Origin of the sequence: Streptomyces sp. CC224B (genome assembly GCF_030010595.1) — a bacterium.
In the GTDB taxonomy this organism is placed as follows: Bacteria; Actinomycetota; Actinomycetes; order Streptomycetales; family Streptomycetaceae; genus Streptomyces; species Streptomyces longispororuber.
Genome location: NZ_JASCXL010000008.1, coordinates 21827 through 47145, shown reverse-complemented (window position 1 = coordinate 47145; position 25319 = coordinate 21827). Strand labels below are relative to the sequence as shown.

Annotated in this window: 14 protein-coding genes; 12 read left to right on the top strand and 2 right to left on the bottom strand. The window is 75.3% G+C overall.

The genetic code is table 11. The features are described 5' to 3' along the window. Positions 1–151 precede the first annotated feature (151 nt). The 11 genes from QK440_RS05180 (at position 152) to trpC (ending at position 21680) form a co-directional block, all read left to right on the top strand. A complete protein-coding gene (locus tag QK440_RS05180; protein WP_282791758.1) occupies positions 152–1132 on the top strand; it encodes a LysR family transcriptional regulator in 981 nt (326 codons plus the stop codon). Between the two features lie 281 nt (positions 1133–1413). After that, positions 1414–1692 (top strand): acyl carrier protein, encoded by a 279-nt coding sequence (locus QK440_RS05175; RefSeq protein WP_282791757.1) that lies wholly within the window; start codon positions 1414–1416, stop codon positions 1690–1692. A 22-nt stretch (positions 1693–1714) separates the two neighbouring features. Continuing rightward, positions 1715–2947 (top strand): beta-ketoacyl-[acyl-carrier-protein] synthase family protein, encoded by a 1233-nt coding sequence (locus QK440_RS05170; RefSeq protein WP_282791756.1) that lies wholly within the window; start codon positions 1715–1717, stop codon positions 2945–2947. Continuing rightward, complete coding sequence (locus tag QK440_RS05165; protein WP_282791755.1) at positions 2947–4029, top strand: beta-ketoacyl synthase N-terminal-like domain-containing protein; 1083 nt, start codon at positions 2947–2949, stop codon at positions 4027–4029. Before QK440_RS05170 ends, QK440_RS05165 begins: the two co-directional genes overlap by 1 nt. Positions 4030–4130: 101 nt before the next feature. Next, positions 4131–4895 carry a 3-oxoacyl-[acyl-carrier-protein] reductase gene (gene fabG / locus QK440_RS05160; protein ID WP_282791754.1) on the top strand — a complete coding sequence of 255 codons (765 nt, stop codon included), beginning with the start codon at positions 4131–4133 and terminating at the stop codon, positions 4893–4895. Positions 4896–5286: 391 nt separating this feature from the next. Further along, the gene (locus QK440_RS05155; RefSeq protein ID WP_282791753.1) at positions 5287–5790 is read left to right on the top strand and encodes a DsbA family protein; all 504 of its coding nucleotides are present in this window, start codon (positions 5287–5289) and stop codon (positions 5788–5790) included. A 28-nt stretch (positions 5791–5818) separates the two neighbouring features. Further along, positions 5819–17368: a non-ribosomal peptide synthetase gene (locus tag QK440_RS05150; protein ID WP_282791752.1), complete on the top strand. Its 11550-nt coding sequence runs from the start codon at positions 5819–5821 to the stop codon at positions 17366–17368. Next, positions 17365–18252: an ABC transporter permease gene (locus tag QK440_RS05145; RefSeq protein ID WP_282791751.1), complete on the top strand. Its 888-nt coding sequence runs from the start codon at positions 17365–17367 to the stop codon at positions 18250–18252. The genes QK440_RS05150 and QK440_RS05145 overlap by 4 nt, the downstream gene beginning before the upstream one ends. Before the next feature lie 139 nt (positions 18253–18391). Beyond that, entirely contained in the window at positions 18392–19648 is a 1257-nt protein-coding gene (locus QK440_RS05140; protein WP_282791750.1) for a cytochrome P450, read from the top strand. Then, positions 19641–20570: a TauD/TfdA family dioxygenase gene (locus QK440_RS05135; protein ID WP_282791749.1), complete on the top strand. Its 930-nt coding sequence runs from the start codon at positions 19641–19643 to the stop codon at positions 20568–20570. The genes QK440_RS05140 and QK440_RS05135 overlap by 8 nt, the downstream gene beginning before the upstream one ends. 303 nt (positions 20571–20873) lie before the next feature. Then, positions 20874–21680, top strand: coding sequence for an indole-3-glycerol phosphate synthase TrpC (gene trpC / locus QK440_RS05130; protein WP_282791748.1), 807 nt, complete (start codon positions 20874–20876; stop codon positions 21678–21680). A 272-nt stretch (positions 21681–21952) separates the two neighbouring features. Here the strand turns inward: trpC and trpD are convergent, their stop codons facing one another. Further along, positions 21953–23008 carry an anthranilate phosphoribosyltransferase gene (gene trpD, locus QK440_RS05125; protein WP_282791747.1) on the bottom strand — a complete coding sequence of 352 codons (1056 nt, stop codon included), beginning with the start codon at positions 23006–23008 and terminating at the stop codon, positions 21953–21955. Between the two features lie 264 nt (positions 23009–23272). On the opposite strand from trpD, the gene QK440_RS05120 reads away from it, so the two are divergent. Further along, on the top strand, positions 23273–24682 hold the full coding sequence (locus QK440_RS05120; RefSeq protein ID WP_282791746.1) for a PLP-dependent aminotransferase family protein: 1410 nt from the start codon (positions 23273–23275) through the stop codon (positions 24680–24682). Here the strand turns inward: QK440_RS05120 and QK440_RS05115 are convergent. Next, positions 24648–25262 (bottom strand): aminodeoxychorismate/anthranilate synthase component II, encoded by a 615-nt coding sequence (locus QK440_RS05115; RefSeq protein ID WP_282791821.1) that lies wholly within the window; start codon positions 25260–25262, stop codon positions 24648–24650. The two genes, QK440_RS05120 and QK440_RS05115, sit on opposite strands and share 35 nt — an antisense overlap. Positions 25263–25319: the final 57 nt, after the last annotated feature.

The window sequence follows — 25319 nt, the reverse complement described above, 5'->3', positions numbered from 1 at the left end:
ACGCCTGTTAAGGGACAGTCCTGTGGACAGTACGGGCCTGCCTGGTTAAGGTTCTTGGGCGTCTCGCATGCGGTGGTTTCAGTTCACGTGTACGTCTTCAACAACTTCCGTGAGGCGTTCGGGGGATTTGCCTTCAGGGGGTTACGGGGACTTGGACATAGAGCTGCGCCACGCGCGGATCGTGGCCACGATCGACATGGCCGGAAGTATTTCCAAAGGGGCCGGTGAGCTCAATCTGCCGCAGCCCAGTCTCACCGCACAGTTACGCAGGATCGAAAGGGCCGTGGGCGGTGACCTGTTCGTCCGCTCCCGTGCCGGCGTCACCCGTACGGCACTTGGGGAACGGCTCATTCCGATGCTGGCCGACCTGGTCAAGCGCGCCGACGACGTGATGGCCGCCGCGGCCGCGCCCACCTCGGGTCCGCTCCGCTTCGGCAACATGGAGTGGACCCCTCCGACCCTGCGCGAAGCCCTGCAGTCCGCGCTGCCCGCCGTGGAGCTGCAGACCATCACGATGACCCCGGCGACCGCCGTCGAGGGCGTACGGAGCGGCACCCTCACCGCCGCCCTGGTGCCGAGCAGCACCGTCGCCGAGGCCGCCGAGGGGCCCGAGCCCGCCCTCGGCAAGATGCTGATCGTGCGCGAACCGGTGTGGCTGGCCCTGCCGTTGCAGCACCCGCTGGCCGGGCGGCACCGCCTGGACCCCGCCGACCTCGCCACGCTCGGCTGGGTCCGCTACTCCCAGGACCACTGGTTCCACGCCATCGAGAAGCGCCTGTTCAGCGCCTTCGACCAGCAGCAGGACGTGGAGGTCCTGCACCGCGTCGACGGCCACCGCGAGGCCATGAACTGGGTCCGCGACCTCGGCGTCGCCGCGCTCACCCCGCCCACCGGCGCCACCTCCGACGTGCGGCTGGTGCCGCTGGTGGGGCCCGAGCGGGTCGAGATGCTGCTGGTGTGGCGCAGCGGCGCCGTGCCGCGCGAGACGCTGCGCAAGCTCGTCGACACCGTACGGCAGTACTACGGCGAGTACGCCCGCACGGTGCCCGGCTACTGGCACTGGATCGTGGAACATCCGCGTGACTTCCTGGAGTTGAACGGCTTCACCCCGCCCGCCGTGCCGTCCGCCTGACGGCCGGCCCCACCGGCGGCACCCGCGGCAGTCCCTGGACCGGAGCACCCGTCCAGGGACTCCCGCCTGTCCGGGGCTCGTACGACGGCGCCCCGCACGCCCCGCGCGCGACCGGCAGGTCCCGTACGGCAGGCGGGCGATTCCCGTACGGCAGGCGGTCAAGTCCCGTACGGGAAGCGGCCCGTGCCGTGTGGCCTCGTACCGCCCGGACCGCCTCGCGGACACCCCCCGTCAGACGGAAATCAGCCACCTGTCAGCGGCCGCCCGCCAGCATCGACGGCATGACCACAGCCCATGAGACCGCGGCCGCCGACCGCGCGAAGATCAAGACCATCGTCTGCGACATCCTGGAGATCGAGCCGGACGACCTGACCGACACGGCCCTCTTCAAAGAGGACCACGACGCGGACTCGATGGCCGCCATCGAGATCCTCTCCCAGCTCGAGCGGGCCTTCCGCACCGACATCGACCAGGCCGACCTGCCCCGCATGGTCAACCTCGACGGCATCGTCGCGGTCGTCTCCGAGTCCCTGGCCGCCCGGGCCGCCCGCGCCAACTAGCCCCAATCCACGGGAGGTCACGGTGCGTGACAGCCAGCAGCGACCACGCCGCGTGGTGATCACCGGCCTCGGCACGGTCACCAGCATCGGGCTCGGGGTGCCCGCCTTTCTCGACGGACTCCGCTCGGGCCGCTCCGGCGTCAAGCCCCTCACCGGCTTCGACACCACGGGCTTCGCCCACGCCAACGGCTGCGAGGTCGACGACTTCGAGCCGTCGCGGTGGATCCGCCACGCCGACCCCGAAGGGCTCGGCCGCGCCACCCAGTTCGCCGTCGCGGCGGCCGTCATGGCCGTCGCCGACGCCGGGCTGAGCGAGACCGAGCTCCGGTCCCGCCGGGCCCTCGTCTCCGTCGGCACGACCGACGCCGAGACGCGCGACCTGGACGCGCTCACCGAGCAGCAGCTCGCCGAGGGGCCCGAACACCTCGACCCGGTGCTCGCCCGGCGGGCCCAGGCGGGCCGGCTCTCCACCGGTGTCGTCCGGGAGCTCGGCCTCACCGACGTCGAGGCGCTCACCATCCCCACCGCCTGCGCGGCCGGGAACTACGCCATCGGCAACGGCTTCGACGCCCTGCGCGACGGCGACGTCGACGTCGCCCTGTGCGGCGGCGCCGACGCGGTGTGCCGCAAGAACTTCGTCGGCTTCTACCGGCTCGGCACCGTCGCCCCCGAGGTGTGCCAGCCCTTCGACAAGGACCGCAAGGGCATCCTCACCGGCGAGGGCGCCGGCATCCTCCTCATGGAGAGCCTGGACTCCGCCCTGGCCCGCGGCGCCCGGATCTACGCCGAGGTCCTCGGCTACGGCCTCAACTGCGACGCCCACCACCCGGTCGCCCCCGACCGGGACTCCCTGGCCCGGTGCATGGAGGTCGCGCACCGCAACGCCGGGGTGAAACCGGAGGACGTCGACTTCATCTCCGCGCACGGCACCGGCACCCGCGCCAACGACGTCACCGAGACCGGCGCCATCCGGCAGGTCTTCGCCGACCCGCCGCCCACCGTCTCCATCAAGTCGATGATCGGCCACTCCATGGGGGCGGCCAGCGCGCTCGCCTCCGCCGCCTGCGCCCTCGCCCTCACCGAGGGCTTCATCCCGCCCACCGTCAACCACGGTGAGACCGACCCCGAGTGCGGCCTGGACTGCGTCCCCAACGAGGCGCGGCCCGCCCGGCTCGACGTGGTGCAGAACAACGCGCTCGCCTTCGCGGGCAACAACGCCGTGCTGATCCTCGGCCGCTACCAGGAGGCCGCGTGATGACCCGGCTCGCCCTCACCGCCTGGTCGGCGGTCACCCCCTACGGCGTCGGCAGCGAGCCGTTCCGCGCCGGCGTCACCGCGGGCCGCACCGCGCTCACCGCCCTCGACCGCGCCACCCACCCGGGCCCCTTCACGCACGGCGCCGTCATCCCCGACTTCAGCGCCGCCACGTACGTCGGCAAGAAGGGCACCCGCACCATGGACCGGGAGACGGCGATCGCCGTCACCGCCGTGGGCCGCCTGATCGCACAGTGCGGCACCGGCCTCACCGACCGGCCCGAGGACGTCGGCCTGGTCCTCGGCACCGGCTCCGGCAGCGTCCAGAGCATCATGGACTTCACCCGCGACTCCCTGACCGGCGAACGCCCCTACCACGTCGACCCCGCCCGTTTCCCCGGCACCGTCATGAACCGCGCCACCGGGCAGAGCGCCATCCGGCACGGCATCAAGGGCCCCAACACCACCGTCGCCGGGGGCGCCCTGACCGGCCTGCTCGCCCTCGCCTACGCCGGCCGCCTGTACCGCGGCGGGCACTGCGCGCGGGTCCTGTGCGGCGCCGCCGAGGAGTACTCCACCCAGCGCGCCTGGCTGGAGTGGCACGGCCGCGGCGAGGACGGGGGGACCACCCCCCTCGGCGAGGGCGGCGCCGTCTTCCTCGCCGAGCCCCCCGACGCCGCGCGCGCCGCGGGACGCGCCCCGCTCGCCCACGTCCTCGCCACCCGCTTCCGCGCCTGCGCCACCCCCGACGGGGTCCGGCAGGCGGTCGCCGACTGCGTCCGCGACGCCTTCAAGTCCGCCGACGTGACCCCGGCCGCCGTCCGCGTCGTCGCCCCCCTCGGCACCGGCGGCGCGCTCGCCGAACAGGAGCGGTTCGCCCTCGGCGACGTGCTCGGCACCGCCCAGCCCGAGTGGGTCCGCGTCAGCGCCCTGCTCGGCGACACCTCGGCCGCCGCCACCGGCCTGCAGCTCGCCGCCGTGCTCGCGGCGGCCGGACCCCAGGGCCTCGGCCCCGGCGAGGCGGCCCTGGTCACCGGCGTCGACCGGGACGGCACCGTCGGCTGCGCCCTGCTCGGCGGCTGACCGCCCGCACCGCACCGCCCCCGGGGCCGGTCCCACCGCCGACCGCGCCGGAGCACCCCCGCCGGACCGGCCCCACCGCCGACCGACCCAAGGAGACGCCCATGCCCGAAGCCGCCGGACCCACCGGACACCGCCGCCGCGTGGCCCTCGTGACCGGGGGCTCCCGGGGCATAGGCCGCCACGTCGTCCTGCGCCTGGCCCAGGACGGCTACGACGTCGCCTTCTGCTACCAGGCGAACAAGGAGGCCGCCGACGCCGTCGCCGAGGAGGCGGCGGCCACCGGGGCGCGCGTGCACACCGCGCGCGCCGACGTCTCCGACCACGACGCGGTACGCGACTTCGTCCGCGGCACCGAACGGGACCTCGGGCCGCTGGACACCGTCGTGTCCTGCGCGGGCATCGTCCGTGACAACCCGCTGGTCCTGATGCCGCCGGAGGAGTGGGAGGAGGTCGTCCGCGTCAACCTCGACGGCACCTACCACCTGTGCAAGGCCGCCGTGTTCGCCATGATGAAGCGCCGCGCCGGCTCGGTGGTCACCCTGTCGTCCGTCGCCGGCGTGTACGGCAACGCCACGCAGACCAACTACTCGGCCACCAAGGCCGGGATCATCGGCTTCACCAAGGCCCTCGCCAAGGAGTCGGGCCGCTACGGCATCCGCGCCAACGCCGTCGCGCCCGGCTTCATCGTCACCGACATGCTGTCCGGGCTCGCCGACGACTACGTACGCGACATGACCGCGCGCATCCCCCTCGGCCGCTTCGGCCGGCCCCAGGAGGTCGCCGACCTCGTGTCCTTCCTCGCCTCCGACCGGGCCTCGTACATCACCGGCCAGGTCTTCGGCGTGGACGGCGGACTCGTCGTCTGAGGACGGGGACACCGTGCCGTCCGCGTCAGCAACTCCTGCGCCGTCCGGGCTCGCAGCCCCTGCGCCGTCCGGGCTCGCAGCCCCTGCGCCGTCCGGGCCCGCAGCCCCCGCGCCGTCCGCGCCCGCAGCCCCTGCGCCGTCCGGGCCCGCGACCCCCGCGCCCGCGACCCCCGCGCTGTCCGCGCCCGCGACCCCTGCGCCGTCCCCGCCGACAACCCCTGCGCCGTCCCCGTCCGCAATCCCCGCGCCGTCCCCGTCCGCCGCCTCCGCGCCATCCGCGCCCGCAGCCCCCGTACGAACCCTGCCCCGCTGCTACTTCTCCTTCCGCAGCCCCTTCTCCTGGCTCGCCTGGCAGGAGACCGCGGCCCGCCACCCGGAGCTGGCCGCGCGCATGGAGTGGGTGCCGTTCTTCGACCCCGACCCGCTCACCGCCCGGCTCGTCGCCGACCGGGGCGGCTGGTTCCCCTTCCCGGACCGGCCCCCCGGCGACGACCGGGTCTGGGAGGTCCCGCACCTCGCCTACCTCGCCGCCGCCCGCCTCGGCCGCGGCCCCGACTTCCTCCAGGCCGCCTTCCGCGCCACCTTCACCCGCGGACTCGACCTGTGCGACCGCGCCGTCGTCGCCCGCGTCGGCCGCGAACTCGGCCTCGACCCCGCCCCGCTGGCGGACGCCGCCGACGCCCCGGCGCCGCGCGCCGACGGCATCCAAGCCCTCCTCGACGCCTGCGCCGACGGGGTGTTCAGCGTGCCCTTCTTCGTCCACGACCACCTGCGCTGCTTCGGCCTCGACCGGCTCGACGCCTTCGCCGCGCTCCTGCCCACGCCACCGCCGGCCCCCCTGTCAGACCGGCATCAGCCCGCTGTCAGCGGCCGTCTCCGACGATCGACGGCGTGACATCAGTGACCTTCGCAAGGGGATTGCTATGACCCAGAATTCGACGGACCACATACCGACGCCGCCCGCCGGCCTCCCGCTCACGGACGGGCAGAAGGACATCTGGTTCGACGAGCAGCTCTCCGGCGGCGGCGCCCTCTACAACACCGCCGCCTACTGGGACATACGCGGACCCCTGGACCACGGCCTGTTCCGCACGGCCCTGGAACGGCTCGTCACGGAAGCCGAGTGCCTGCGCACCCGCTTCACCGACGCCGGGCCCGACGGGGCGCCACGGCAGTACGTGGAGCCGCTGCCGCACCTGCCGCTGACCGTCACCGACGTCCGCACCGGAAAAGACCCCGGGGCCGCCGCCCGCGCCGCGATCCAGCGGGACCTGCGCACCGCCTTCGACATCGCCGCCGCCCCCCGCGTCCCGCTGTTCCGCGCGGCCCTGTACACGCTCGGCACCGACCGGGCCTTCTTCAGCCTCGTCAGCCACCACCTGGTCGCCGACGGCTACAGCGTCACCCTGCTGTGGCGGCGCCTCGCCGACATCCACGACGCGCTGCTCGCCGGCACCCCCCTCGACGACGGGGCCTTCCCCCCGCTGCGCGCCCTCCTCGACGCCGAGGCCGCCTACACCGGCTCACCGCGCGCCGCCCGCGACCGCGCCTACTGGGAGCGGCAGACCGCGGGCGCCCCCGAGCCGCTCACCCTCGCCGCGCACGACGCGCCGCCCGCGCAGACCTTCCTGCGCGAGACCGCCGTCCTGCCCGACGCCACCGCGGCACGGCTGCGCACGCTCGCCTGGGAGGCCCGCGTCACCTGGCAGACCGTGTTCACCGCCGCGCTCGGCGCCTACACCGGCCGGATGGCCGCCACCGACGACGTCCTGCTGTCCCTGCCGGTCACCGCCCGCGCGGGCGGCGCCACGCGCAACGTCCCCGGCGTCGCCGTCAGCATCCTGCCGCTGCGCCTGCCCGTGCGCCCCGACGCCACCCGCGCCGACCTCCTCGCCGACGCCTACCGGGCGCTGTCGCAGGGCCTCAGGCACCAGCGCCACCGCACCAGCAGCATCCGCCGCGCCATGGGCCTCACCAGCGACGACCGCAGGCCGTTCGGGCCGTACGTGAACTTCCTGCCGCTCGCCGACGACCTCACCATCGGCACCGCGTCCGCCACCCTCCACACCCCGTCCCCGGGCCTGGTCGACGACCTGGAGTTCACCGTCGTCGACAGGGGCGGCGCGGGCATCGCCGTCGACGTCAGCGGCAACGAGGCCCGCTACACGGCCGCCGAGGTCCGCGGCCACCTCGACCGCTTCACCGGCTTCCTCGACCGCTTCCTCACCACCGCCCCCGACACCCCCGCCGCCGCCCTGGACGTCGCCGCGCCCGGCGAGAGCGACGCCGACCTGACCGGCGCCGACCGCCCCACGCCCTACCGGGGCGTCGTCGAGCGCGTCCGCGACCGCGCCGCCGAGACCCCCGGCGCGGTGGCCGTCACCGACAGCGGCGGCAGCCTCGACTACGCCGGGCTCGTCGGCCGCGCCAGCGCCCTGTCCCGCCGCCTTGCGGGCGGCAGCGGCCCGGTGGCGATCCTCACCGAACCCGGCCGCGACTTCGTCACCGCCGAACTCGCCGCGCTCGGCGCCGGCCGCGCCTTCATCCCCCTCGACCCCGGCGCCCCGCTGCCCCGCCTGGCCGCCCTCCTCGCCGACAGCGGCGCGGGCTGCGTCCTCACCCAGCCGCGCCACCACGCCCTCGCCGAGCGCGCCGCCGCCCACGCCGCGGCGGACCCGGCCGCCGCGCCGCCGCCCGTGCACGTCCTCGACGGCGCGTGCGACGCCCCCGACGCCCTCGCCCCCGTCCTCGGCGGCCCCCTCGACCTGGCGTACGTCATCTACACCTCCGGCTCCACCGGCCGCCCCAAGGGCGCCATGGTGCAGCGCGGCGGCATGGTCAACCACCTGCTCGCCAAGGTCGAGGAGTTCGCCGTCACGCGCGCGGACACGCTCGTCCACAACGCGCCCGTCACCTTCGACGTCACCGTCTGGCAGACCCTCACCACGCGCCTGGTCGGCGGCCGGGTCCGGGCCGTCGACCGCCTCGACATCGCCGACCCCGACGTGCTGTTCCGCGTCATCGGCGAGGAGCGGCTCACCCTCCTCGAAGTCGTACCGTCCCTGATGCGCGCCGCACTCGACCTGTGGGACGCGGCCGGCACCGCGCCCGCACTGCCCGCCCTGCGCTGGATGATCTCCAACGGGGAGGCGCTCCCCGCCGACCTGTGCCGCCGCTGGTTCGCCCGCCACCCCGGCATCCCGCTGGCCAACCTCTACGGCCCCACCGAGTGCTCCGACGACGTCACGCACGCCTACGCCGCCACCCCCGAAGACCTCGACGCCCCCGTCGTCCCCATCGGCCGCCCGCTGCGCAACACCCGCCTGTACGTCCTCGGCGACGACCTCAGGCCGGTGCCGCGCGGCGTCCCCGGGGAGCTGTACATCGCCGGGCGGGGCGTGGGCCGCGGCTACCTGGGCGACGCCGGGCGCACCGCCACCACGTTCGTGCCCGACCCGGCCGCCGCCGACGGCTCGCGCATGTACCGCACCGGCGACCAGGTCGTGCTGCGCCCCGACGGGCAGCTCGCCTTCGTGGGCCGCCGCGACCACCAGGTCAAGATCCGCGGCCAGCGCATCGAGCTGGGCGAGGTCGAGACGGCGCTGCGGGCGGCCCCCGGCGTCACGGACGCGGTCGCCGCGGCCGCCACCGACCCCTCCGGCCAGCAGCGGCTCGTGGCGTACGTCGTCGCAGACCCGGCAGCCCCGGGGGGCCCGGCGAGCCCGGTAGACCCGGGGGCGGTCACAGGAGCCGCGGCGGCCGTCACGGCCGGGACCCCGGCCCTGGACACCACCGCCCTGCGCGCCCACCTGGCCGCGCGGCTGCCCGCCGCCCTCGTGCCGTCCGTGTTCCTGCCCCTGGAGAGGCTGCCCCTCACCGCCCACGGCAAGGTCGACCGCAAGGCGCTGCCCGCGCCCGCCTGGGACACCGGCACCGGCACGCCCGGCGCCCCGGGCCCGGTGGCGCGCACCGAGGAGGAGCGCGTCCTGTGCGGCGTCCTCGCCGAGGTCCTCGGCCTGCCCGGCGTGGCCCCCGACGACAACTTCTTCGCCCTCGGCGGCGACAGCATCAGCTCCCTCCAGGTCGTCGGCAAGGCCCGCCGCGCCGGGCTCGTCCTCACCGCCCGCGACGTCTTCAAGCACCGCACCCCCGCCGGGCTCGCCACCGTCGCCCGGCGCGCCGCGACCGCGCACACCCCGGCGGACGACGGCGTCGGCGAGGTCGAACTCACGCCCATCGCGGACCAGTTCCGCGAAGAGGTCTTCCACCTGCCCGCCGCCGCCCGCGAGTTCAGCCAGTACGCCACCGTGACCGTGCCCGCCGACGTGGACCCCGGCCTCCTGACCCGCGCCGTCCAGGCCGTGCTCGACCGGCACGACGCGCTGCGCCTGCGCCTCACCGAACCCGTCGCGGGCCTGTGGTCCCCGCGGACCCTGCCCCCGGGCGCCGTACACGCCGCCGACGTGGTCACCGAGGCCGCCGACGCCCCCCTGGACGAGCTGGTCGCCTCCGCCCGCGCCCGGCTGCGCCCCGAGGACGGCCTCATGGTCCAGGCGGTGCTCCACGGCGCCCCGGGCGTGCGCGAGCTGCTGCTCGTCCTGCACCACCTCGTCGTCGACGGCGTCTCCTGGCGCATCCTGCTGCCCGACCTCCAGGCCGCGTACGAGGCGCTCGCCGCGGGCCGCGAGCCGCGCCTCGACCCCGTCGCCACCTCCTACCGCACCTGGGCCACGATGCTGTCCGCCCAGGCCCGCACCGCCCACCGCGTCCGCGAACTCCCGCTGTGGCAGCGCCAGACCGCCTCCTGCGGCATGCCCGGCGCCGACACGGCCGCGCTCGGCGACCGCCCCGTCGACCCGGCCCGCGACACCTACGCCACCGCCCGCACCCTCCGCCTCGAACTCCCCGCCGACCGCACCCGGGCCCTGCTCACCCGCCTCCCCGACGCCTTCCGCGCCGAAGTCAACGACGTGCTCCTGACCGGCCTCGCGCTCGCCCTCGCCGACCGCGACCGGCACCACGGCGGCACCGCCCGCCGAGCCGTCGTCGAACTGGAGGGCCACGGCCGCGAACAGCTCACCGACCCGGCCGGGGGTGCCACCGAGGCCGCCGACCTGTCCCGCACCGTCGGCTGGTTCACCAGCGTCTACCCCGTCGGCCTCGACCTGAGCGCCCTCGACGGCACCGCCCGTGCCGACGTCCACGCCGCGGGACCCGCCTGCGCCGCCGTCCTCAAACACGTCAAGGAGACCCTGCGCGCCCTGCCCGACCACGGCCTCGGCCACGGCCTGCTGCGCCACCTCAACCCCCAGACCGCCACCGCCCTCGCCCGCACCCCCGTGCCCCGCCTCGGCTTCAACTACCTGGGCCGCTTCACCGTCGGCGACCACGGCGACTGGCACATGCGCGCGGGCACCTTCGGCCAGAGCGCCGCCCCCGACACCCCGCTGCGGCACGCCGTGGAACTCGCCTCCCTCACCGAGGACCGCCCCGAAGGACCCGTCCTCGTCGCCCAGTGGACCTGGGCCGGCGACCTGCTCACCGAGGACGACGTACGGAACCTCGCCGAGGGCTGGTTCCGCGCCCTCGACGCCCTCGCCGCGCACGCGGAACGGCCCGGCGCGGGCGGCCGCACCCCCTCGGAGTTCCCCCTCGTCACCATCGGTCAGGCCGAGATCGAAGCCTATGAGGCCGAGTTCGCCCGCGCGGACGGCGGCACCCTCGGCACCCTCGATGACGTTCTGCCGCTGTCACCGCTCCAGCGCGGCCTGCTGTTCCAGGCCGAGTTCGACCGCCACGGCATGGACGCCTACACCCTCCAGGTCGTCCTCGACGTGGACGGCCCCCTCGACCCGGCCGCGCTGCGCGCCGCCGCCACCGCGCTCGTCAACCGCCACCCGGCGCTGCGCGCCCGCTTCCGCGACCGCGACACGGGCGACCCCGTCCAGCTCGTCCCCGGCGCCGTCCAGGTGCCGTGGGAGGAGGTCGACCTCACCCACCTCGACCCCGGCCGCGTCGACGCCGAACTGGCCCGCCGCACCGACGAGGAGTGGCTGCGCCGCTTCGACGTCACCCGGGGGCCGCTGACCCGCTTCACCGTCCACCGCGCCCCCGGCGGCCGGCACCGCGTCGTCTGGACCACCCACCACCTCCTCGTCGACGGCTGGTCCCTGTCCGCCGTCCTCGCCGGTGAGCTGGTCACCCTCTGGGGCAACGGCGCCGACACCTCCGCCCTGCCCGCCGTCGCCCCCGTCCGCACCTACCTGGAGTGGGCCGCCGCCCAGGACGAGGACGCCGCCCGCGAGGCCTGGCAGAAGGACCTCGCGGGCCTCGACGAACCCACCCGCCTCGGCCCCGCCGACCGCCCCCGCGTGTCCGTGCTGCCCGAGACCCTCACCGCCGACCTGCCCGAGAAGCTCACCGCCGCCGTCTCCGCGTGGGCCCACCAGCGCGGCCTGACCCTGAACACCGTCATGCAGGGCTGCTGGGCCGTCGCCCTCGGCCGGCTCACCGGACGGCGCGACGTCACCTTCGGCGCGGTGGCGTCCGGGCGCCCCGCCGACCTGCCCGACGCCGAGCGCATCGTCGGCGCCTTCATGCACACCCTGCCGGTGCGCGTCACCCTCGACCCGTCCCTGCCCTTCGAGGCGATGCTCACCGACCTCCAGGACCGCCAGCTCACCCTCGCCCCGCACCAGCACCTCGGCCTCGCCGAGGTGCAGCAGGGCGCGGGCGTCGGCGAGCTCTTCGACACCGTGGTCAGCTTCCACAACTACCCCTCCGGCGCCCTCGACACCCTCGGCAACCACGTCCCCGGCCTGGCCACCCGCGCCTGGACCGCCCGCGTCGTCGCCGAGTACCCGCTGGCGCTCGGCGTGTTCCCCACCGACGGCCACCGGATGCGCCTGGAGGCCCAGTACCGGCCGGACATCTTCACCGCCGACGAGACCGCCGCCTTCGTCCGCCGCTTCACCCGCGTCCTCGAACAGCTCGCCGCCGCCCCCGGCACCACCCTCGGCCGCCTCGACGCCCTCGGCGAGGACGAGCTGCGCCAGGTCCTCGCCGACTGGTCCGGCAGCACCGGCACCCGGCCCGCGCGCCCCGGCCTGGCCGGCGACGTCTTCCAGGCACGGGCCGCCGAGACCCCCGCCAAGGCCGCCGTCGTCCTCGGCGACCAGGAAGTCACGTACGCCGACCTCAACGCCCGCGCCAACCGGCTGGCCCGGCTCCTCGCCGATCACGGCGTCGGCCCCGAGCAGGCCGTCGCCGTGATGCTGCCGCGCACCCCGGACATCGTCGTCGCCGCCCTCGCCGCCCTCAAGGCCGGTGCCTCCTACCTGCCGGTCGACACCGAGTACCCCGCCGACCGGGTCGCGTACATGCTCCAGGACGCGCGCCCCGCCGTCCTCGTCACCGACACCGCGACCGCCGCCCGCCCCCAGGGCCTGCCCGACCCCGGCGACGCCCACGTCCTCCTCCTCGACACCCCCGAGACCACCGGCCGCCTCACCGCGCTGCCCGCCACCGACCTCACCGACACCGACCGCACGGCCCCGCTGCTGCCCCGGCACCCGGCGTACGTCATCTACACCTCCGGCTCCACCGGCCGCCCCAAGGGCGTCGTCGTGGCCCACGACGGGCTCCTGGACATGGTCGGCAGCCTCAGCGACCGCTTCGAACTCGACGCCGACACCCGCGTCCTGCAGTTCGCGTCGTTCAGCTTCGACGCGTCCGTCTTCGGCATCATGCTGGCGCTGCTGCCCGGCGGCACCCTCGTCATCGCCGACGAGGAGTGCCGCACCCCCGGACGGCCCCTCGTCGACCTGATCAACAACCGGCGCGTCAACCTCGTCGCGCTGCCGCCCGTCGTCCTCGGCGCCCTGCCCGAGGACGCCACCCTCCCCGCCGACCTGCGCCTCGTCGGCACCGGCGAGGCCGTACCCGCCGAAGTCGTCGAGCGCTGGGCCGGATCCGTCAGGATGTACAACGGCTACGGCCCCACCGAGGCCGTCGTCGGCTGCACCGTCAGCGGCCCCCTCACCCCCTCCGGCCGCCCGCCCATCGGCCGCCCCACCAACGCCCACCGCGTGTACGTCCTGGACCGCGACCTGCGCCCCACACCCCCCGGCGTCCCCGGCGAGCTGTACGTCGGCGGCGGCCTCGCCCGCGGCTACCTCGCCCGGCCCGCCCTGACCGCCGAACGCTTCGTCGCCGACCCCTACGGGCCCGCGGGCGAGCGCATGTACCGCACCGGCGACCTGGTCCGCTGGCTGCCCAGCGGCGAACTCGACTACCTCGACCGCGTCGACGACCAGGTCCAGCTCCGCGGCATCCGCGTCGAACTCGGCGAGATCTCCTCCGCGCTGCTCGCCGCGCCCGGCGTCGACCAGGCCGTCACCGTCGTCCGCCAGGACGAGGCCGGGGAGCGCAGGCTGGTGTCGTACGTCGTGGCGACGCCCCCCACGAACACCGGCACCGGCACCGGTACGGACACTGGTACTGGCACGGGTACGGGTGCCGACAAGGGCACCGGCACCGTCCTCGACGCGGCGGCCACCGCCGTCCTGCGCGACCGGCTCGCCCGGACCCTGCCCGAGTACATGGTCCCCTCCGCCGTCGTCGCCCTCGACGCCCTGCCCACCACCCCCCAGGGCAAGCTCGACCGGGCCGCCCTGCCCGACCCCGAGTGGGGGACCGCCACCCGCGGCCGCGCCCCGCGCACCCTCACCGAGGACATCCTGTGCGGCCTCTTCGCCGACATCCTCGGCCGCGAACACGTCTCCGTCGACGACGACTTCTTCGAGATCGGCGGCCACTCCCTGCTCGCCACCCGCCTCGTCGGCCGGGCCCGCTCGGCCCTCGGCGTGGAACTGCCCATCCGCGCCCTGTTCGACGCCCGCACCGTCGCCGCCCTCGCCGGACACGTCGAAGCCGCCGCCCAGGCCCGCCCGCCGCTCACCCCCGCGCCCCAGGGCACCGCGCCCACCCTGTCGGCCGGCCAGCGCAGGCAGTGGTTCCTCAACCGCCGCCAGGGCCGCGACGACGGCTCGTACAACACGCTCCTCGCCTTCCGCGTCACCGGACGCCTCGACACCGCCGCCCTGCAGGCCGCCCTCACCGACGTCGCCGAGCGGCACGAGGTGCTGCGCACCCTCATCCCCGAGACCGACGGCGTCCCCACCCCCACCCTCCTGGACGCCGCGGCCGGCGGCCCGCACCTGAAGGCCGTCCCCGTCCCCGAGAACAACCTCGCCGCCGCCCTCGCCGCCGAGGGCGACCGGGGCTTCGACCTCACCACCGAACTCCCCGTGCGCGCCCGGCTCTTCCCCGCCGGGGCGGACACCTGCGTCCTGCTGCTCGTCCTGCACCACATCGTCTTCGACGGCTGGTCCATCGACCCCCTCCAGAACGACCTCGCCACCGCCTACCGCGCCCGCGCCGCCGGCCACGCCCCGCGCTGGACCCCGCTGCCGGTCTCCTACGCCGACTACGCCGCGTGGCAGCGCGACCTGCTCGGCGACGAGGCCGACGAGGACAGCCTCGCCGCCCGGCAGCTCGCCTTCTGGCGGGACGCCCTCGCGGGCCTGCCCGAGGAGCTCGACCTGCCCACGGACCACCCGCGCCCCGACGTCAGCGCCTCCCGCGGCGACGTCGTCCTCTTCGACATCGAACCCGCCCTCGCCGACCGGCTCACCGAACTCGCCCGCACCACCGGCACCACCGACTTCATCGTCCACCAGGCCGCCCTGTCCGCGCTGCTCACCCGGCTCGGCGCGGGCACCGACATCCCCCTCGGCATCTCCGTCGCCGGCCGCGCCGACGAGGCCCTCAACGACCTGGTCGGCATGTTCATCAACTCCCTGGTGCTGCGCGGCGACACCAGCGGCGACCCCACCTTCCGCGAACTCCTCGACCGGCTCCGCGAGACCGACCTCGCCGCCTACGCCCACCAGGACGTGGCCTTCGACCAGGTCGTCGACGCCCTCAAGCCGACCCGCAGCCTCAGCCGCAACCCGCTGTTCCAGATCGGCCTCGGCGTCCGCACCGAAGGCGTCACCGCACTGCGCCTGCCGGGCCTGACGGTCACCCCCGAGTACGTCGGCTCCGACCACGCCAAGCTCGACCTGCTCCTCGAAGTCGTCGCCTGGCCCGGACACGAGGGCCTGCGCGGACTGCTCACCTTCAGCACCGACCTGTACGAGCGGCACACCGCCGAGCGCATGGTCCGCCAGTTCCGGCAGATCCTGCGCGCCGTCGCCGCCGACCCCGACATCCGCCTCAGCGGCCTGGCCCTGCTCAGCGACGAGGAGCGCGCCCGGGCCCTGCGCGCCGCCGCGGGCCCCGAGCACCCGCTGCCCGCGGACACCCTCCCCGCCCTCCTCGCGGCCGCCCCCGGCACCGGCCTGCCCGACGGCCTCGACGCCCGCGCCAACCGGCTGGCGCGCCGCCTCGTCGCCGCGGGCGCCGGACCCGAGCAGGTCGTCGCCCTCGCCGTGCCCCGGCCCGCCGACCGGGCCGTCGCCACCCTCGCCGTGCTCAGGGCGGGCGCGGCCTGCCTGCCCGTCGCCGCCGACGAGCCCACGGCCCGCGTCAAAGCGCTGTTCGCCGCGGCGCGCCCACTGTGCGTGCTGACCACCGCCGGACTCGCCGGCAGGCTCCGCGCCACCGGCGTCGACACGCTGGTGTGGGACGCCCCGGACGTGGCCGCCCACCCGGCGGCCCCCCTCACGGACGCCGACCGGACCGCACCCCTGCGCGGCGCGCACGCCGCGTACCTGATCCGCACCGAGGACGCCACCGGCCGCCCCGGCGCCGTCGTCGTCCCCCACGCCTCGGCGGCCAACCACACCGCCCAGGCCCTCGCGGCGCAGGCCTTCGCGGCGGAGGGGGCCACGACCGCAGCGGACAGCGCCGGGGCCCTGTTCCTGCCCCCGGAGACCTACCGGCCGGACGCCACCGCCTGGAACACCCGCCACCACGTCCTCGACGACTGGCTGCACCCCGTGCCCCCGGGCGGCACCGGCGAGCTGTACGTCGCCGGGGCCGCGGTCGCCCGCGGCTTCGCGGCCCGGCCCGGCGCGAGCGCCGCCCACTTCGTCGCCGACCCCCACGGGCCCGCCGGGGCGCGGATGGTCCGCACCGGGCGGCGCGTCCGGCGCGACGCCGACGGCACCCTGCGGGACGCGGACGCGCCCCCCGCCGAGGCCGCACCGGCCCCGGCGCCCGAGACACCCGCCCCGGCCGCCCCCGCCACCTCCGCCGTCCACGACCCGGCCGAGCGGACCCTGTGCGGCATCGTCGCCCAGCTCCTCGGCGTGGACGGCTTCGACGCCGAGGACAACTTCTTCGAGGCGCCGTCCGGCATGGACAGCATGAAGTCGCTGCGGCTCGTCAGCCAGGCCCGCAAGGCCGGGCTCGACCTCAGCATCGCCGACGTCTTCGCCCACCAGACGGTGCGGGCCCTGGCGGCCACCCTCAAGCCCGAGCCCGAGCCCGAGCCGGAGCCCGAGCCGGAGCGCGCCCAGGCGGCCGCCCACGGCCGTACGCGCATCGTCGCCGAGGCCATCGACCACCTGGACACCCGGCGCGCGCCCGCCCCCACCAAGGCCACCGCCACCACCGCCGCATCCGACGCCTCCGACACCGACCCCTTCGCGACCGTCCTGCCGCTGCGCGCCACCGGCTCCAGGCCCCCCGTGTTCTGCCTGCACAGCGGCGTCGGCCTCGCCCTGTCGTACCTGCCCCTCACCCGGTACATCGGCCCCGACCACCCCGTCTACGGCATCCAGGCCCCCGCCGTCGTCGCCGGAGCGGAGCTGCCGATGAGCATCGAGGACATCGGCGCCGCCTACGTCCGGCTCATCAAGGGCGTCCGCCCCCACGGCCCCTACCACCTGTTCGGCTGGTCCTTCGGCGGACTCATCGCGTACGAGATCGCCGTACAACTCCGGGCGGCGGGCGACGAGGTGGGCCTCGTGGCCAACCTCGACGCGTACCCCCGCGTCGGCGTCGCCGACACCCGCGGCGGCGAACAGAACATGCTCGCCTGGTTCCTGGAAGGCATCGGACACGACCCCGCCGCCGTCGGCGACCGGGACCTCACCCCCGGCGACGTCATCGACGCCCTCCGGCGCGACGGCAACCCCCTCGCCCGGCTCGGCGAGGACCGCATGGGCCGCATGCTCCAGCTCATGGCCCGCCACCAGGCGATCATCCCCGACTACACCCCGGGCGGCTTCGACGGCCGGATGCAGCTCTTCCTCGCCGAACACTCACCCTGGGGCGACGTCACCGACAAGGAACGCCTCTGGGAGCCGTACCGCACCGGCGAGATCACGGTGCACCGCGTCGCCTGCGCCCACGACGACATGCTCGACCCGGGCCCGCTCGCCGAGATCGGCCCGCTCGTCGCGGCCGAACTCGACCGCCACGACGCCCGGTACGGCACCCGCGACGGGCGGCCCGCTTCATGACCGCCACCTACGCGGACCCCGGCCGCACCCACCGCGCCGACGGCCCCGGCGGACACGCCGGGGCCCCCGCCCCCGGCACCCCGGGAGCGGCCGGCACCGCCCGGGCGGTCCTCACCGAGGTCCTCGCCGTCGCCGGCCGCCGCCTGCGCCGCCTGCGCCGGGCACCCGGCCGCGCCATCGGCATCGTCCTCAACCCGCTGGTCTCCCTGGTGCTGCTCGGCTTCCTGTTCCGCGACGCCATCACCCTGCCCGCCGGAGGCGAGTACACCGAGTACGTGTTCGCGGGCGGCGCCGTCCAGGTCGGCCTCGCCTGCGTCGGACCGACCGCCGTGTCGATCGCCATGGACCTCCAGGGCGGCCTCGTCGACCGGTTCCGCTCCCTGCCCATCAGCAGATCCGCCGTACCGGTCGGCTACACCGTCGCCGACCTCCTCGTCGGCCTCGTCGCCCTCGCCGTCACCGCGGGCGCGGGCCTCGCCCTCGGCTGGCGCTCGCACACCGGCCTCTGGCCCACCCTCGCCGGATTCGGCCTCGTCGCCCTGTTCCTCTACGCGATGCTGTGGCTGGGCGTCCTGCTCGCCATGACCCTGCGCAGCGTGGAGACCATCAGCGTCGTCGCCCCGTTCATCGTCATCGTGCTGCCGTTCCTGTCCAGCGCGTTCCTCGCGCCGCAGTCCATGCCCGCCGCCGTCCGGCCCGTCGCCGAGTGGAACCCCGTCAGCGCCGTCATCGCCTCCTGCCGCGACCTGTGGGGCAACCCCGCCACCACCGGCGGCGGCTTCCCCGGGCAGCACCCCCTGGCCGTCGTCGCCGTGACCCTGGGCGTCCTCCTCGCCACCTGCACCGCGGTGAGCCTGCGCCGGTTCCGCACGGCGGGCTCCTGACACACCCCGGCGCCGTACGGCGGCCCCGCGGCCGGGCGGCTGCCGTACGGCGGCCCCCCGCCCGCACCGGGCCCCCGCTCGCACCGGCCCCCGGCCCGCACCGGCCCCGCACGGCGGCTCCCGAAAGGAAACCCACCCCATGACCACCGAAGCCCTCCTGGCGCCGCCCGACCCGCGCGCCGTCGACCTCACCGACCCCCGCACCTTCCACGACGTGGACCCCCACGCCCTGTGGCGCGCCTTCCGCGAGCAGAGCCCCGTCCACTGGCACCCGCCCACCGGCGGCACCCCCGGCTTCTGGGTCGTCTCCCGCTACGAGGACGCCGTCGCCGTCTACCGCGACAACAAGCGGTTCACCTCGGAGAAGGGCAACGTCCTCGCCACCCTCCTCCAGGGCGGCGACTCCGCCGCGGGCAAGATGCTCGCCGTCACCGACGGGCCCCGCCACCGCGCGATCCGCAACCTCATGCTCAAGTCGTTCGCGCCCCGCGTCCTGCAGCCCGTCGTCGACGGCGTCCACCGCCACACCCGCGACCTCGTCGCCCGCGCCCTGCGCGCGGGCGACGTCGACTTCGCCGCCGACGTCGCCGACCACGTCCCCATCCACACCATGGGCGACCTCATGGCCATCCCCGAGGCCGACCGCCCCCAGCTCGTCGAGTGGAACACCCGCACCCTGTCCCGCCACGACAGCGACGACAGCGAACTCGAATCCCTCATGGCCCGCAACGAGATCCTCATGTACCTCAGCGAACTCGCCGCGCAGCGCCGGAAGAACCCCGGCGACGACGTCATCAGCGTCCTGGCCACCGCCACCGTCGACGGCGCGCCCCTCACCGAGGACGAGATCGTCTTCAACTGCTACAGCCTCATCCTCGGCGGCGACGAGTCCACCCGCATGTCCCTCGTCGGCGGCCTCATCGCCCTCGCCGAGAACCCCGAGCAGTGGCGGCGCCTCAAGGCCGGCGAGGTCACCGTCGACAGCGCCACCGAGGAGATCCTGCGCTGGACCACCCCCGCCATGCACTTCGGCCGCCGCGCCCTGACCGACGTGCCCCTGCGCGGCCAGGTCATCAGAGCGGGCGACGTCGTCACCCTGTGGAACACCTCCGCCAACTTCGACGAAGCCGTCTTCACCGACCCGCACACCTTCGACGTGGGCCGCAGCCCCAACAAACACGTCGTCTTCGGCCACGGGCCGCACTTCTGCCTCGGCGCGTTCCTCGGCCGCGTCCATGTCGGCGCGATGGTCGAGGCCCTGCGCGACCAGGTCGCCGCCGTCGCGCTGCGCGGCCCCGCCCAGCGCCTCTACTCCAACTTCGTCCACGGCTACAGCGGCCTGCCCGTCGCCCTCACGGCCGAGCCGGCCCCCGAGGAGGCATCCCACCATGCGTGACGAACGCCGTACCACCGGCGGCACCACCCTCGCCGTCCTGCACACCGACGGCGCCCCCTCCGACGCCGTCCGAGCCCGCGCCGACGACCTCGTCGACGCCTGCGGCGCCGTCCTCGTCCGCGGCCTCGGCATCGACGGCGCCGACGCCTTCCACCGCGCCGTCGCCCGCTTCGGCGCCTCCCTCATCGACAGCTACCGCGGCGGCAACACCCCGCGCGCCACCGTCTCCGACGGCGTCTTCACCTCCACCGAGTACCCGGCCCGCTACGACATCTCCCTGCACAACGAGATGAGCTACGCCCACCGCTGGCCCACCCGCCTCTACTTCTGCTGCCTCGACGCCCCCGACACCGGCGGCGCCACCCCCGTGTGCGACGGCGAGGCCCTGCTGACCGCCCTGTCACCGCGCGTCCGCGACCGCTTCGCCTCCGGCGTCGTCTACCACCAGCACCTGCACGGCGGCTTCGGCCTCGGCAAGTCCTGGCAGGCCACCTTCGAGACCGACGACAGGACAGTGGTCGAGGAGTTCCTCACCGCCTCCGAAGCCGACTACGAGTGGACCGGCGACGGCGGCCTGCGCGTCCGCCAGCACCGCCCCGGACTGCGCAAGAACCCGCGCACCGGCCGCGACACCTGGTTCAACCAGGCCGACCAGTGGCACCCCTCCAACCTGCCCGCCGACGACGCCGAGACCCTGCTCTCCCTCGTCGACAGCCACGCCGACCTGCCCCACTGGGTGACGTACGCCGACGGGGAACCCCTCACCGACGAGGACCTGGCCGAGGTACGCGCCGCCCACCGCGCCCACCGCCACGCCGAGCCCTGGCAGGAGGGTGACCTCCTCATCGTCGACAACATGTCCGTCCTGCACGGCAGACAGGCCTTCACGGGTACCCGGAAGGTCGTCGTGTCGATGACGTGAAACGGCTCGATGGCGTGCATCGGCTTGATGACATGCACCGGCCCGGTGACATGCATCGGCTCGATGACGTGAAACGGCCACGGAATCCGTCGCCCGGTCCGTCGTGAGGCGCCGCGAGACCCCTCGCGGCCCCTCACGACGGACCGCGGCGCGGCCGGCCGCGGGGCATCGCGGCACGGACCGAACCGGCGGACGAAGCCGCCGCGCCCCGCCCTCACCTGGGTCTTTCACCCGGAACTGAAGGTTGTGGCCCGGCCCTTCGCCCGCCTCTAGCGTGGAAGCACAGGGGAAGGACGTGTGGGGATGAACACGCTCGACGACATCATCGGAGCGGTCCGCGAGGACCTGACGGCACGCCGCCGGCTCATACCGGAGGCCGAGCTGTCCGACCAAGTGGCGGAGGTCGGCCCCGGCCTCGACTGCGCCGCGCTGCTCTCCGGCACCGACGGCCTCAAAGTCATCGCCGAGGTCAAGCGCAGCAGCCCGGCCAAGGGAAACCTCGCCGACATCCTCGACCCCGGCGGCCTCGCCGCCGAGTACGAGGCCGGAGGCGCCGCCGCCATCAGCGTCCTCACCGAGCGGCACCGCTTCGGCGGCTGCCTCGCCGACCTCGACGCCGTGGGCGCCCGCGTGCGCGTGCCGCTGCTCCGCAAGGACTTCATCGTCGACCCGTACCAACTCTGGGAGTCCCGCGCACACGGCGCCGACCTGGTCCTGCTCATCGTCGCCGCCCTTGAACAACCGTTGCTCGCCGAACTCCTCGCCATCGCCGCTGAGATAGGCCTGACCCCCCTGGTGGAGGTGCACGACGAGACGGAGGTCAAGCGCGCCCTCGACGCCGGCGCCTGGGTCATCGGAGTCAACGCCCGCGACCTGCGCACCCTGGAGATGGACCGCGGCACGTTCGCCCGCATCGCCCCGGAGATCCCCGACGGCGTCGTCCGCATAGCCGAGTCCGGAGTCCGCGGCCCCCAGGACGCGGCGGACTACGCCGCGCAGGGCGCCGACGCCATCCTCGTCGGCGAGTCCGTGGTGACGGGCGGCGACAGCAAGAAGGCGGTGGCGGCACTGGTGGAGGCGGGACGGCAGCGGGGGAGGGCACTGAGGTAGCCGAGGGCGGCGGGCTGGGCGCTCGGTGGGGCTGGGTGCTTGGTGGAGCTAAGTGCCTGCCGGGGCTGGGTGCTTGGCGGGGTGAGGGCTCGGCGCGGTGGGTGGGGCGGGGCGGGGTGGTGTGAGGCGGGATGGGCAGGTCTGGCAGGCCTGGCAGGCCCGGCTCGGCCAGGGCGGGGGTCTGTGAGGGCTCGGCCTGGGACTGAACATCGGGGGGTGGGGAGGGAGGGGGAGGGGGGAGGCCCCCCAAGCCCTCGCCCCCCGAAGCCCCCTCAACTCCCGAGCGCCCGCTTGGTCGTCACCGCCGCCCACCGCTCGAGCACCGCTGCCGCCGCGCCCGAGTCGATCGCCTCCGCCGCCCGCTCCATCCCGGCCGCGATCCGGTCGGTGAGCGGGGCGTCGGCCGGGGCGAGGGCCGCGAGGCCCGCGGCGGCGGAGAGCAGGACCGCGTCCCGGACCGGGCCGCGCGCTCCGGAGAGCAGTTCCCGGGCCACAGCCGCGTTACGGGCCCGGTCGCCGCCGCGCAGCGCGTCGGCGGCGACGTACCCGATGCCGACGTCCCGTGGGTCGAAGGACTCCCTGCGCACCTCGGAGCCGGTGACCGTCCAGACCGTGGAGGTAGTGGTGACCGTCAGCTCGTCCATCCCGTCGTCGCCCCGGAAGACCAGCGCCGAGACGCCGCGCCGCGCGAACACCCCTGCCAGCAGCGGGGCGAGCCGTGGATCCGCGACCCCCACCGCGGCCGCCGCGGGCCGGGCCGGATTCGTCAGCGGCCCCAGGGCGTTGAACACCGTACGGATCCCGAGCTCCCGCCGCGGCCCGGCTGCGTGCCGCATCGCCGGGTGGAACAGCGGCGCGAAGCAGAACGTGATCCCCACGTCCCCGGCGACGTCCGCGACCTCCGCCGCGGGCAGGTCGAGCGCGACCCCCAACTCCTCCAGGACGTCCGCCGAACCGCACGCCGACGACGCCGACCGGTTGCCGTGCTTGACGACCCGCGCGCCCGCGCCGGCCGCGACCACCGCCGACATCGTCGAGACGTTGACGCTGTGCGACCCGTCGCCGCCGGTGCCGACGATGTCCAGGGCCGGACCCGGCACCTCCAGCGGTACGGCGTGCGCGTACATGGCCTCCACCAGGCCGGTGATCTCCTCCACGGTCTCGCCCTTGGCCCGCAGCGCCACCATCAGCCCCGCGAGCCGGGCGGGCCCGGCGCTCCCCGACATCGCCTGATCCATCGCCCAGGCGGTCTGCCGCGCGGACAGATCCCGGCGGCTCAGCAGCGCGTTCAGCAATTCCGGCCAGGTGAGACCCTCATCGGTGGTCACGGCATTCTCCTCGAAGCGGCTCGACGGCGCGGACGACGTACAGGAAACGGCGCCCAAGAAACGACGCCCAACAGACGACGCACAAGAAACGAGTGAACGCCCCCCATTCTGGAAAACCCGGGACGCCACTTCCAGACCACTTCCCTGGAACTCGTACGGTCCAATTCCCCCGGCCCCCCCCCCCGCCCCGTCCCCGGCCCCGGACGAACGAGAGAGAGAAAGAAGAAGAGAAGCACCAGGAAAACACGAGAGAAGGAGGGGCCGGTGGCCCTGCACATAGCGGTGGACGTCGTCAGGGAATCCGAACAGTCCCTGACCTCTCAGATCCAGCGGTTCATCAGGAAGGAGATCCTGGAGGGCATCCTCCACCCCGGCACGCGGCTGCCGTCCAGCAGGCGCCTCGCCGACGACCTCGGTGTGTCCCGCAGCGTCGTCGTGGAGGCGTTCGGGCAGCTCGTCGCCGAGGGCTACCTGGAAGCCGTGCGCGGCGCCGGTACCCGCGTCGTGGAGCACCTGGACGCCGCCCCGCGCCCGGTCGTGCCCGCGCTCCTGGAGGCGGGCCCGGAGCCGCCGGTGCCGGACGTCCGCTGGGACCTGAGACCCGGCGGCCGCAACTTCTCGGCGTTTCCCCGCCGCGAGTGGCTCACCTGCTACCAGCGCGTCCTGCACAAGGCCGACGCCACTGACCACGGCTACCCGCCGCTCGCGGGCGAACCCGGCCTGCGCACGGAGCTGGCGCACTGCCTGGGCCGGCTGCGCGGCGTGCGGACGAGCCCGCACCAGGTCATGGTGGCCGCCGGGTTCGCGCAGACGCTCAGCCTGCTGTGCGCGGTCCTCGCCGAGGACGGCCACGCCGCCCTCGCCATCGAGGACCCCGGCCACCCCGGGCAGCGCCGGTTCGTACGCGACAGCGGACTGCGGCCGGTGCCGGTGCCGGTCGACGCCGAGGGCATCGACGTGGACGCGCTCACCGCCTCGGGGGCGCGCGCCGTCCTCGTCACGCCCGCGCACCAGTTCCCGACCGGCGCCCGGTTGTCCGCGCGGCGGCGCGAGGCGCTCGTCCGCTGGGCGCGGGCGGTCGACGGCTGGGTGATCGAGGACGACTACGACGGCGGCGTCTGGTACGACCGCGACGGCGTCCGCCCCCTGGCCCTGCAGCGCGAGGCGCCCGAGCACGTGGTGTACGCGGGCACCGCCAGCAAGTCCCTCGCACCCGGCCTCCGCCTCGGCTGGGCGGCCGCGCCCCGGCCGCTGCTCGACCGGCTGCTCCGCGTACGGGCCCGGCACGACCTGGGCACCGACACCCTCACCCAGCTCGCCTTCGCGGAACTGCTGCGCGGCGGCCTGTTCGACCGCCACCTGCGCCGGCTCAACGCCCGCTGCCGCAGCCGCCGGACGACCCTGGAGGAGGCGGTCGCCCGCCACCTGCCCGGGGCCGCGGTGGCCGGCCCGGCGGCGGGCCTGCACGCCTACGTACGGCTGCCGCACCACGTCGACGAAGCGGCCCTGGTGGCCGGGGCGCGCGCCAGGTCCGTCCTCGTGCGGGGCGGCGCGGCGTTCCACGCCCGGCCGCAGCGGGCCGCGCCCGCCCTGGTCGTGGGCCACGCCCACCTGCCGGCCTCGGGCGTGACGGAGGCGGTCAGGGAACTGGCCGCGGTGCTCGCCCGGCCGTAGCCGCCGCCCACCGGGCGCCGCCCGCGAGGAAGTTGTCCATCATCGCGAGGCCGCCGTTCGTCATCACGCTCTCCGGGTGGAACTGCACGCCCTCCACCGGCAGCGTCCGGTGGCGCAGCCCCATCACATAGCCGTGGTCGAGGGCGGTGGCCGTGGTCACCAGCTCCCGCGGCAGCGGCTCCGCCACCACCAGGGAGTGGTAGCGGGTGGCTTCGAGGGTGTGGCCGAGGCCCTGGAAGATGCCGGCGCCGTCGTGCCGCACGGTGCTGGTGCGGCCGTGCATCACCTGGTCGGCGACCTCGACCCGGCCGCCGTGCGCGAGGGCGATCGCCTGGTGCCCCAGGCACACCCCGAGCAGCGGCACCCGGCCCGCGAACTCCCGCACCAGCTCCACGTGCCCGGACTCGGCCGGATGCCCGGGCCCGGGGCCGAGCACCACCGCGTCCGGGGCGAGCGCGGCCAGCTCGGCGGGGGAGCGCGTCAGGGAGCGGACGACCTGGGTCCGCGCACCGAGGGCCCGCAGGTACTGGTCGATGATGTGGACGAAACTGTCGTAGGCGTCGATCAGCAGCACCTGCATGGGCCGCACGCCCTCCTCCGGGTCCGGCGTGGGCACGTGCGCGGGGACACCCTTCGC